A 9314-nucleotide genomic window follows, 5' to 3' on the forward strand; every position below is an offset into this window, starting at 1 on the left:
ACGATCCGGGCCGTGGGCCCGCGGCGTCCCGCGTTCATGACCCTTCCTGCCCTGATCCGCCGTCTGTTCCCTGCGCTCCTGATCCTGTTGGGGTTCGCGGCCGGCATGCTGGCTGGCCCGGCCCGCGCTGACGATTTCCTCGACCCCGAACAGGCCTTCAAGGTCGACGTCCAGTTGACCGGGGACCGGGAGTTCCAGGTGAACTTCACGATCGCGCCGGGCTATTACATGTACCGGGACCAGTTCAAGCTGGAGCCCGCCGGCGCCAAGCTTGGCGAGATCGCCTGGCCGACGCCCAAGCGCAAGTTCGACGAGACCTTTCAAAAGGAAGTCGAGACCTATCGTGAGCATCTGAGCATCAAGGTGCCGGTGGCAGCGCTCGAGGCGGCGCCGCTGAAGCTGGTGCTGACGGGGCAGGGCTGCGCGGACAAGGGGCTCTGCTATCCGCCGATGAAGAGCCAGTTGACGCTTGGTCTCAAGGGCTTTGGCGGGAATGGCGAGGTCAAGATCGGCGCTGCGCCGGAGGCGCTGAGCGGCTTCGGCCTGGCAAATGCCGTCGCGTCCACACCCGCTGACGCGTCCACGTCAAAGGCCGCGGAGGTGGCGCCAGCCACTCCAGCAAGCTCGACCGGATCGCCCCTGGACGCGGTCCTGGCGTCGGGCCGGCTCTGGCTCATCATCGGCGGCTTCTTCGCCGCTGGTGTGCTGCTGTCGCTGACACCCTGCGTACTGCCGATGCTGCCTATTCTCTCGTCCATCATCGTCGGACAAGGTCAGGCGCCGTCGCGCGCTCGGGGCTTCTTCCTGGCGTTCAGCTATTCGCTCGGCATGGCGCTGCTGTACACCGCGCTGGGCGTGGCGGCAGGTCTGGCCGGAGGTGGGCTGGCCGCCTACCTGCAGAAACCATGGGTGCTGGCGCTCTTCGCGCTGCTGCTCGTGGGCTTCTCGCTGTCGATGTTCGGCGTTTATGAAATCCAGCTGCCCAGCCGCTTCACCGGAGGCGTGTCCGACGCGACCCAACGCCTGCCAGCCGGCAAGTTCGTCAGCGTGTTCGTGATGGGCGGCCTGTCGGCCCTGATCGTCAGTCCGTGCGTGGCTGCGCCGCTCGCGGGCGCGCTGCTCTACATCAGCCAGACCGGCAACGTGGCCATCGGCGGTCTCGCGCTGTTCGCGCTCGCCTGGGGCATGAGCGTGCCACTGCTGCTGCTGGGCTTGTCGGCCGGCACCCTCCTGCCGCGCGCAGGACCTTGGATGGAGACGGTGAAGTACTTCTTCGGCTTGCTGCTGCTGTCGGTCGCGCTATGGATCGTCCAGCCGGTGTTGGCGCCAGTGATTGCTCAATTGCTGTGGGGCGCGCTGCTGGTCGCGCTGGCGGCGCTGCTTGGCCTGTTCCAGCGCACCGAGGCGAACACGCCGCGGGTGTGGCTGCGCAAGAGCGCAGCGATCGCCGCGATGGTGTTTGGTGTCGCTCAGTTCATTGGCGTGGCCGCCGGCGGAACCGATACGCTGAAGCCCCTGGCGGGCGTGGTGGGCCCCGTCAAGGCGGGCGCCGCCGCTGCGGCTCCCGAGACTTCGAGCGTCAGCTTCCGCAAGATCTCGAGCGTCGCGGAGCTGGACCAGGCGCTGCGCACCGCAGGCCGGCCGGTGATGTTGGACTTCTATGCCGACTGGTGTGTTTCGTGCAAGGAGATGGAGCGCTTCACTTTCACCGACGCACGCGTGCAGGCGAAGCTGGGCGGTGCGTTGCTGCTGAAGGCGGATGTGACGGCCAACAACGCCGAGGACCGCGAACTGCTCAAGCGATTCAAGCTGTTCGGGCCGCCGGGCACGATCTTTTTTGATCCGAAGGGCGACGAGCTCCCCGCTGTGCGCGTGATCGGCTTCCAGGACGCGGACCGCTTTCTGCAGTCGCTCCAGGCGGCGGGCCTTTGATTGGAGAAGACTGTCGCCGAAAGTTGAGGCGGCGATCCATTCCGTGCTACACTCTCTTTCTTCGATCGCGGGGTGGAGCAGTCTGGTAGCTCGTTGGGCTCATAACCCAAAGGTCGTCGGTTCAAATCCGGCCCCCGCAACCAGAACATCGAACGCCGTCTCAGGACGGCGTTGTTGATCGGATCGACACGAAGGCGCAGGCCGCGTGCGATGCGATCAACGACACGACAGGTCGGCCCGGTGCCGGTCGTCGCGGACAACACAGCCGCGGGGTGGAGCAGTCTGGTAGCTCGTTGGGCTCATAACCCAAAGGTCGTCGGTTCAAATCCGGCCCCCGCAACCAATCGAACAAGGGCCCTCTCGCGAGGGCCCTTTGTTTTTGGCGCTTTGCCACGTTTTGCCGCTTCAAACGACGTGGAGCCTCGCCCCGCCGTCCCGCGGAACCACACGTCCCACGACGCCCGCCGCATCGAATCCATGCTGCTTGAAGACGGCCAGCACCTGGTCGACGCTGTCTGGCGCACACGACACCAGCAGGCCGCCGCTGGTTTGTGGGTCGCAGAGAAGCGCCTGGGCCTCGATCGGCAGGCCGGTCCCGAGCGCCACCTCCGCGCCATAGGCGGCCCAGTTCCGTCCCGAGGCGCCGGTCACGAATCCCTCGCTCACCAGCGCGCGCACGCCGTCCAGGAGCGGCACGGCCGCCCAGTCCAGTTCCACCGCGCAGCCCGAGCCGCGCGCGATCTCCAAGGCGTGGCCACCGAGCCCGAAACCCGTCACATCGGTGAGCGCGTGCACGCCGTCCAGCGCTGCCAGCGCCGGCCCCGGTGTATTCAACTGGGTGGTTGTCGCGAGCATCCGTCGATAGGACGCCTCGTCGAGCTTGCCTTTCTTCAACGCCGCCGACATCACCCCCACACCAAGCGCCTTGCCCAGCACCAGTGCGTCGCCCGGTTTCGCGTCCGCATTGCGTTTGACGCGGGCCGGATGGACCAGGCCGAGTGCGACCAATCCATAAATTGGCTCAACGGAATCAATGGTGTGGCCGCCGGCGATCGGGATTCCCGCCTCGCGGCATGCCGACGCCCCGCCCTCGAGGATTCGTCCGATGGTGGCCGTGCTCAACACCGAGATCGGCATGCCGACCAGTGCGAGCGCCATGATGGGCGTGCCGCCCATGGCATAGACGTCGCTGATGGCGTTGGTGGCGGCGATGCGGCCGAAGTCGTACGGGTCGTCGACGATCGGCATGAAGAAGTCGGTCGTGGCGATCAGCGCCTGCTCGTCGTTGAGGCGGTAGACGGCCGCGTCGTCGGCCGTCTCGATGCCCACGAGCAGCTCCTTCGGCACCGGTAGCGCGCTGGTGCCTTTGAGGATCTCGGACAGCACGCCGGGCGCGATCTTGCAGCCGCAGCCGCCGCCATGCGACAGCGAGGTCAGGCGCGGTTCGGCACCGGAGCCCTTGGATTCGAGGGGGGTGTTCATGGCGTCGCAGCTTACCGCGCGCCGTTTCTTCCGCGCGGGGAAGGGGTGTCCGCCAGGCGCTGGTGCAGGGCGACGAACTCCTCCATCGCCTGCCAGAGCGGTGCATAGCGCGCCTCATCGCCGTCGAGCGCAGCCAACGCGAGCGCACACGCTTCGAGCGTGCTTCGCTGCAGGGGAGCCTGCGCTTTCCGGATCGCGTAGCGGGAGGGAGGTGGCGCCTCCAGCGCGAGGCGAGGCAAGGTCTGCAGCCAGGGATTGAGATGGAGCAATCGCCGGCTGCGCCGCCAGGTGCCGTCCAGCACGATCAGTGTCGTCAAGCCATGCCGTGACGCAAGGCTGGGGCGCCACAGCGCTGGCGTCGCCAGCGTGAGGTCGCCGCGGGTCTCGGGATACAACAGCACCAGGCCCTCGATCGACACGGGGGCTTCGAAGCGTTCGCCGACGCGCAATTTCGCTTGGCGGAGGCATCGGGCCAGCAGCGCGGCCGTGCCCTTTGCCTGCCCCGCCTCGCCGGGATCCTGCAGGATGAGCAGCGGCGACAGGTTCTCCACAGGACGGACGCAAGCGCACCAGCAAGCGGAAAGCGGTCGGCGGCATCCCTCACAAAGGGGCCGTCGACCGCCATTGCCGCCACCGGGACTGACCAGGGGGGCCTCCATCGGTGGGAGCCGGTCAGTGAGACGTCAGCGAGGGGGGCGCTGAGGCTTGCGACCGTCGCCAGGACGGCCCTGACCTTCGCGGCGAGGCCGATCGCCACGGTCGCCACGAGGGCCTTGGCCCGGGCCGCCGGGCCGGCCTTCTCCGCGCGGCGAGCCGCGGCGAGCGTCACCGCCGCGTGGCGGGCGGTCGTTTCGCTCGGGCCGGGGCGGTTGCTGCGCCTCTTCCTCGCGGGCCAGTTTGAGTTGGGCGTCCAGCGCCTCCTGCGTGAGGCCCTTCAGCGCGCAGAAATTCGCCGGTGTCAAGGTCGTGCGGGAGAAGTCGCGCAGCAGCTGGGCGCGTTCCTGGCGCCCGCGGTCTTCCTCGGCGCGGCGGGCTTCGGTGATGCCTCTGCGGCGGGTCAGCTCTTCCTGGGCGGCGTTGCGGTGCTCGTCGCTGAGCTCGCCGGCCGGCTGACCGTCCAGGTCGAAGCGCGTCTTGGCGCGCGTCAGCGCGATCAGATAGCCGGTGCCGCCGGTGTAGCGGCGCAGGAAGGCCGACAACTGGGCTTTGGTGAACTGCCCGGGCGCGCGCTCCTGGATGTCGGCCTGGACGCGAAGCTTCAGCGGCTTGGCGCCGCCGCCGAACAGCGCCGGGAACAGTTCCTTCAGCTTCGCGGCGACCGCCTGGACGTCGACGCGGCCGTCGGCCTTCGCGGCCGCGCTGGCCGGCGTGGCGACCGTGTCCGCGGCGATCGGCGCTTCGCCGGCCTCGGGCGCGGCGGGTTCCGGCGCCGCGGCGGACGGCGCCGTGTCAACGGCGTCAGCGGTGCGGGCCTTCGGATCGGGGGACTCGGGGGAGCTCACTTCGCCTTGCGGCGGGGTGCTGGAGGACATGCATCAAGCGGCGCGGGGCCGGCCTTCGGGAAAAAGGGGGATTGTGCCCATAGCCGCGCGGGCGTGGCAATTCGCGCCGATCGACGGCGGGCGCCCGTCCTGCCTGAGGGACGCCCGGCCGAGAGGGGAATCAGGTCTTCGGTTCGCAGGCGGGCTTGCAGACCAGTTCGGTCCGGCCCAGGATGCGTTTGGACTGCAGGCTGCTCGGGGGGCGGTGGCGTCCGCACTTGAAGCAGGAACGGGTCTGGCCGCTACCCTGGAACGGCGACCCTCCCAGCTTGGAGGCATAGCGCAGGCCGTCTTCCCGAACGGCGGTGCAGGTGTCTTTGCTCATGGTCTCGCTTCGCTTGGCGCTCTTGTTCGCGCCGGCGGGGTCGTGTCCCGGCGGCGCCTCGATTCCCTCTCGATTCATATTAGGTGGGGCGTGTGACGGCCCGCTACATCGCTTGCCCGGGGGTGAAAGCGCCACCCGACGAACGGCGGCATTTGCGCCGACAATCGCCCGCTTGCCCGCACCCCGGGCGCCCGAGGACCATGGCCAAACTGTTTTTCCGCTATGCCGCGATGAACGCCGGCAAATCCACCGCGCTGCTGCAGGTGGCGCACAACTATGAGGAGCGCGGCCACGCGGTGCGGCTCTTCACGGCCGGGGTCGATGACCGGTATGGGAAGGGATTCATCACCTCGCGCCTGGGGCCGCAGCGCGTGGCGGAGGTGTTCAACGCGCAGACGGACTTCCGCGCGCTGATCACGCAGTCGCCGGGGATCGCCTGCATCCTCGTGGACGAAGCGCAGTTCCTGACCCAGGACCAGGTGTGGTCCTTGCACGAGATCGCGCACATGCGCCACGTGCCCGTCATCTGCTACGGTCTGCGAACCGACTTCCGGGGGGAGCTCTTCACCGGCTCCGCGGCTCTGCTGGCGCTGGCCGACGAGATGGACGAGATGAAGACCATCTGCGACTGCGGCCGCAAAGCGACGATGAACATGCGCGTCGATGCTTCCGGCCGCAAGCTGACCGAGGGCGCGCAAGTGGAGATCGGCGGCAACTCCCGTTACCGCGCGGTCTGTGGGCGTTGCTTCCGGGCATCCTGAAAAGGGCCCAGGCGCCGAACGGCTCAAACGAACGCGGCGCCGGAGCCCTGCCTCGCGGCCAAGCCCCGGCGCCGTGTGAGCCTGGGTTTACTTCTTCGTTGCCAGTTGCTCTTCCAGTTCCTTGCAGGACGGCGCGCAGACTGGCTGGGACTTGCCCAGCAGCTTGCGGGACTTCAGCAGCGCGCGGGGGCGATGCTTGCCGCAGAGGAAGCACGACATGGTCGCCGCGCCAAACGAAGAGGTCGCCGCGAACGGCGAACCGGGAGCTTTAGAGCGATAGCGCAAACCATCGGCTTCGATGGTCGTCTTGGTCGTATCCTTGGCCACGCTGATCCTGATCCTGAATAAGAGTATGAAATGCCGCGCCGGCCACCCCAAGTTCCCCCCAGGGGCAGACGGCGAAACCCGTATTTTCCTATAAGCCGGGCCCTCCTCGTACCGGGGCATCGCTAATGACCTCGCGCGAAGGTCGCCCAAATTGGCGGCAGGAGACATTCGACGCCCTGCCGCGGCGCCCGCTCTCGCCCATTCGGGTGGTTTGGCGAGATCTAGGGAAAACACCTAGAATCGCCCCTTTCGCGCCGTTTCACGGTGGCGTCAATGACAAAGACACATCAGGGAGCGGGCGATCGATGGACAGGATCGAAGGGCTGTTCGCCGCCATGAGGGCGGCCAGTCAGGACATGGCATGGCCGGCCACCGAGAGCCGGGACGGCGGTCTCGAGACCGTCGGCGAGCTGGCCGAGCGCTATGCCCGCGCCGTCAGCGAGGCCCTGTGCGAGCACTTCCGCTGCTCGCACGCCAGCCTCTGGCTCCTGGACGGCGAGCCTGGCGACTACCGCTTGCGCTGCCTGGGAGCACACGCGACCGATGGCCCCAGCCTGCAGAGCCCGGTCTGCGAGCAGCGCGCCTATGAAGGCTACTTCGACGCCCTGCTGCATGACGGCGTCTTCAATTGCGCCGATGCCTGTGTCGATCCGCGCCTGAGCACGCTGCAGCCGCCGCCGACCTGGCGCGCGATGCTCGACGTCAGCGGCCAGATCAATGGGAAGACCGTGGGCGTGCTCGCGCTGGGACAGCGTGGCGAGGCCCGGGTGTGGACCCGCCGCGAGGAGCTCGACCTGCGCCGTGCGACCGCCAAGGCCTGTCTGCATCTGCACGGCCTGCGGCACGAACTCGAGGCCGTCTGAGCGGCTGATCGTCGCCATCGGAGACGCGAGGCGCGCCCCGACTCAGCGCCCGGTGAACTTCGGCGCGCGTTTCTCCTGCCAGGCGCGCACGCCCTCGGCCAGATCCTCCGACGCATTCGACACCGCGATGTCGGCGCGCAGCGCCTGCGTGTCGAGCCGCCCGTTGGCGATCGCGTTCAAGTGCTTCTTCATGCCGGCCAGCGCCAGCGGCGCGTAGCCGCACAGCCGCTCGCAGAGCGTGCCGGCCGCCGCCTCCAGCGCCGGGCCGTCCTCCAGCAGTTGGTCGAGGAACCCGCTGTCGCGCATCGCCTGAGCGTCGAAGGTCTCGCAGGCGAGCAGCACCCGCTTGGCCATCGACAGCCCCAGCCGGTTGACGTAGCGCTCCATGCCGCCGCGATAGAAATGCAGCCCCAGCCGCGCCGCGGGCACGAACATCTCGCAGCGTCTCACGCCGAGCCGGAAATCGCAGGCCAGCGCGAGGTCGGTGGCGCCGCCATACACGCCGCCCTGGATCGCCGCGACGGTCACGGGCCGCGCCTGCTCCCAGGCATCGGCGAGCGCCTCGAACAGCGCGCCCGCGTCCACGCCGGGCACCGCGTCGATATTGAAGCCGCTGCAGAAATGCCGGCCCTCGGCGCGCAGCAGCAGCACGCGCACGGCGGGCGTCGCGTCGACCTGGCGCAAATGGGTCTGCAGCGTCTGCAGATCGATGAGCTCGAGCCGGTTGGCGACATGCGGCCGGCGCAACGTGACCGTGGCGAGCGGCCCATCGATCGTCAGCGAAGGGAGGTGCTGGGGCATGGCGGCGCAGTCTAGCGAAGGCGCGCCTGCCCCACCGCCGTCAGCACCCTCAACTTCGACCGACCGGTCGGCTTAATCGCTGGCGAAATGTCAATGCGGCATCCACTGACGGAGCGCCTCGGGCTTGCCGCTAGAGTCGGTCGCAAAACGGCAGATGGAGACAAGGTGGACGGGGCGATTGCAAGCATCCTGATGCTGGACGGAGTCACCAACGGCGCGATCTACGCGCTGCTGGCCCTGGCCCTGGTCCTCGTGTTCGCGGTGACGCGGGTGATCTTCATTCCTCAGGGGGAGTTCGTCGCCTTCGGCGCGTTGACGCTGGCGGGACTGCAGCTCGGCCGCACGCCGATGACGGTCCATTTCCTGATCGCGATGGCACTGCTCACCGCGGTGCTGGACCTGGTGGCCGCGGCGCGAGCCGGACGGCTCACCGCGGAACTGCGGCCGATTGCGCTGCGCGCGCTGCCCGGCGTCGTCATCGGCCTGGCCGCGATGGCGCTGGCGCCGATGCAACTGCCGCTGGTCGCGCAGGCGCTGCTCACGCTGGCCATCGTCACGCCGATGGGCGGGCTGCTGTACCGGCTCGCCTACCAGTCGCTGGCCGATGCGTCGGTGCTGGTGCTGCTGATCGTCTCGGTCGGCGTGCACTTCGCGCTGACCGGCCTGGGCCTGGTGTTCTTCGGCGCCGAGGGCTCGCGCAACCCCAGCTTCTGGGAGGCGAGCTACGCGGCCGGGCCGCTGATGTTCTCGGGCCAGACGCTGATCATCGTGATGGCCTCCGCGGCGCTGATCGTCGCGCTGTGGCTGTTCTTCGAGCGCAGCCTCTACGGCAAGGCGCTGCGCGCCACGGCGGTCAACCGGCTCGGCGCGCGGCTGATGGGCATCTCCAGCACCTCGGCGGGCCGGCTCTCGTTCACGCTGGCCGCTTTCATCGGCGCGCTGTCCGGCATCCTCATCAGCCCGACCACGACGATCTTCTACGACAGCGGTTTCCTGATCGGCCTCAAGGGCTTCGTCGCGGCGGTCTTCGCGGGCTTGTCGAGCTACCCCGGCGCGGCGCTCGGCGCCTTGCTGGTCGGCCTGATCGAATCGTTCAGCTCCTTCTGGGCCAGTGCCTTCAAGGAGGTCATCGTCTTCACCTCCATCCTCCCCGTGCTGCTGTGGCGCAGCTGGCGCGATCCGCACCATGAGGAGCATTGACGTGAGCACCGATCGAGCCGCCCCCGTGAATGCCTCCGCGCGCGGCGCGGCCGCCCCCCGGGTGCCGCCCGCCGCGAGCCCT

Annotated in this window: 10 protein-coding genes and 2 tRNA genes; 6 read left to right on the forward strand and 6 right to left on the reverse strand. The window is 68.6% G+C overall.

Going from position 1 to position 9314, the window contains the following annotated elements:
• The first annotated feature begins 36 nt into the window (after positions 1-36).
• The 3 genes from dsbD to ABDW61_RS24190 all read left to right on the forward strand — a co-directional run bounded on the left by dsbD (position 37) and on the right by ABDW61_RS24190 (position 2275).
• Entirely contained in the window at positions 37-1932 is a 1896-nt protein-coding gene (dsbD, locus tag ABDW61_RS24180; protein ID WP_343642439.1) for a protein-disulfide reductase DsbD, read from the forward strand.
• A gap of 66 nt (positions 1933-1998) precedes the next feature.
• Positions 1999-2075 (forward strand) — tRNA-Met (locus ABDW61_RS24185).
• Between the two features lie 123 nt (positions 2076-2198).
• Positions 2199-2275: transfer RNA gene (locus ABDW61_RS24190), tRNA-Met, on the forward strand.
• Between the two features lie 62 nt (positions 2276-2337).
• On the opposite strand, the gene selD is transcribed toward ABDW61_RS24190, so the two are convergent.
• The 4 genes from selD to ABDW61_RS24210 all read right to left on the reverse strand — a co-directional run bounded on the left by selD (position 2338) and on the right by ABDW61_RS24210 (position 5280).
• Positions 2338-3414 carry a selenide, water dikinase SelD gene (gene selD, locus ABDW61_RS24195; RefSeq protein WP_343642440.1) on the reverse strand — a complete coding sequence of 359 codons (1077 nt, stop codon included), beginning with the start codon at positions 3412-3414 and terminating at the stop codon, positions 2338-2340.
• A gap of 11 nt (positions 3415-3425) precedes the next feature.
• Positions 3426-4073: a tRNA-uridine aminocarboxypropyltransferase gene (locus ABDW61_RS24200; protein ID WP_343642442.1), complete on the reverse strand. Its 648-nt coding sequence runs from the start codon at positions 4071-4073 to the stop codon at positions 3426-3428.
• A 24-nt stretch (positions 4074-4097) separates the two neighbouring features.
• Entirely contained in the window at positions 4098-4946 is an 849-nt protein-coding gene (locus ABDW61_RS24205; RefSeq protein WP_343642444.1) for a ProQ/FinO family protein, read from the reverse strand.
• A gap of 130 nt (positions 4947-5076) precedes the next feature.
• Positions 5077-5280 carry a hypothetical protein gene (locus ABDW61_RS24210; RefSeq protein WP_279757519.1) on the reverse strand — a complete coding sequence of 68 codons (204 nt, stop codon included), beginning with the start codon at positions 5278-5280 and terminating at the stop codon, positions 5077-5079.
• A 200-nt stretch (positions 5281-5480) separates the two neighbouring features.
• On the opposite strand from ABDW61_RS24210, the gene ABDW61_RS24215 reads away from it, so the two are divergent.
• On the forward strand, positions 5481-6041 hold the full coding sequence (locus tag ABDW61_RS24215; RefSeq protein WP_343642445.1) for a thymidine kinase: 561 nt from the start codon (positions 5481-5483) through the stop codon (positions 6039-6041).
• A gap of 87 nt (positions 6042-6128) precedes the next feature.
• Here ABDW61_RS24215 and ABDW61_RS24220 read toward each other — a convergent pair whose 3' ends face one another.
• The gene (locus ABDW61_RS24220) at positions 6129-6368 is read right to left on the reverse strand and encodes a hypothetical protein (RefSeq protein ID WP_091728029.1); all 240 of its coding nucleotides are present in this window, start codon (positions 6366-6368) and stop codon (positions 6129-6131) included.
• Between the two features lie 305 nt (positions 6369-6673).
• Between ABDW61_RS24220 and ABDW61_RS24225 the strand changes: the two genes are divergently transcribed.
• Entirely contained in the window at positions 6674-7231 is a 558-nt protein-coding gene (locus ABDW61_RS24225) for a GAF domain-containing protein (protein ID WP_343642446.1), read from the forward strand.
• Positions 7232-7273: 42 nt separating this feature from the next.
• On the opposite strand, the gene ABDW61_RS24230 is transcribed toward ABDW61_RS24225, so the two are convergent.
• Positions 7274-8032 (reverse strand): enoyl-CoA hydratase/isomerase family protein, encoded by a 759-nt coding sequence (locus tag ABDW61_RS24230; RefSeq protein ID WP_343642447.1) that lies wholly within the window; start codon positions 8030-8032, stop codon positions 7274-7276.
• Between the two features lie 165 nt (positions 8033-8197).
• On the opposite strand from ABDW61_RS24230, the gene ABDW61_RS24235 reads away from it, so the two are divergent.
• Entirely contained in the window at positions 8198-9232 is a 1035-nt protein-coding gene (locus tag ABDW61_RS24235) for a branched-chain amino acid ABC transporter permease (protein WP_343642449.1), read from the forward strand.
• Positions 9233-9314: the final 82 nt, after the last annotated feature.

Origin of the sequence: Roseateles sp. (genome assembly GCF_039595595.1) — a bacterium.
Classification (GTDB): Bacteria; Pseudomonadota; Gammaproteobacteria; order Burkholderiales; family Burkholderiaceae_C; genus Roseateles.

Excerpts from the sequence above, each read along its gene's own strand:
- ABDW61_RS24200 (WP_343642442.1), bottom strand. The coding sequence starts at position 4,073 with ATGGAGGCCCCCCTGGTCAGTCCCGGTGGCGGCAATGGCGGTCGACGG.
- ABDW61_RS24215 (WP_343642445.1), top strand. The coding sequence starts at position 5,481 with ATGGCCAAACTGTTTTTCCGCTATGCCGCGATGAACGCCGGCAAATCC.
- dsbD (WP_343642439.1), top strand. The coding sequence starts at position 37 with ATGACCCTTCCTGCCCTGATCCGCCGTCTGTTCCCTGCGCTCCTGATC.
- ABDW61_RS24210 (WP_279757519.1), bottom strand. The coding sequence starts at position 5,280 with ATGAGCAAAGACACCTGCACCGCCGTTCGGGAAGACGGCCTGCGCTAT.
- ABDW61_RS24230 (WP_343642447.1), bottom strand. The coding sequence starts at position 8,032 with ATGCCCCAGCACCTCCCTTCGCTGACGATCGATGGGCCGCTCGCCACG.
- ABDW61_RS24225 (WP_343642446.1), top strand. The coding sequence starts at position 6,674 with ATGGACAGGATCGAAGGGCTGTTCGCCGCCATGAGGGCGGCCAGTCAG.
- selD (WP_343642440.1), bottom strand. The coding sequence starts at position 3,414 with ATGAACACCCCCCTCGAATCCAAGGGCTCCGGTGCCGAACCGCGCCTG.
- ABDW61_RS24205 (WP_343642444.1), bottom strand. The coding sequence starts at position 4,946 with ATGTCCTCCAGCACCCCGCCGCAAGGCGAAGTGAGCTCCCCCGAGTCC.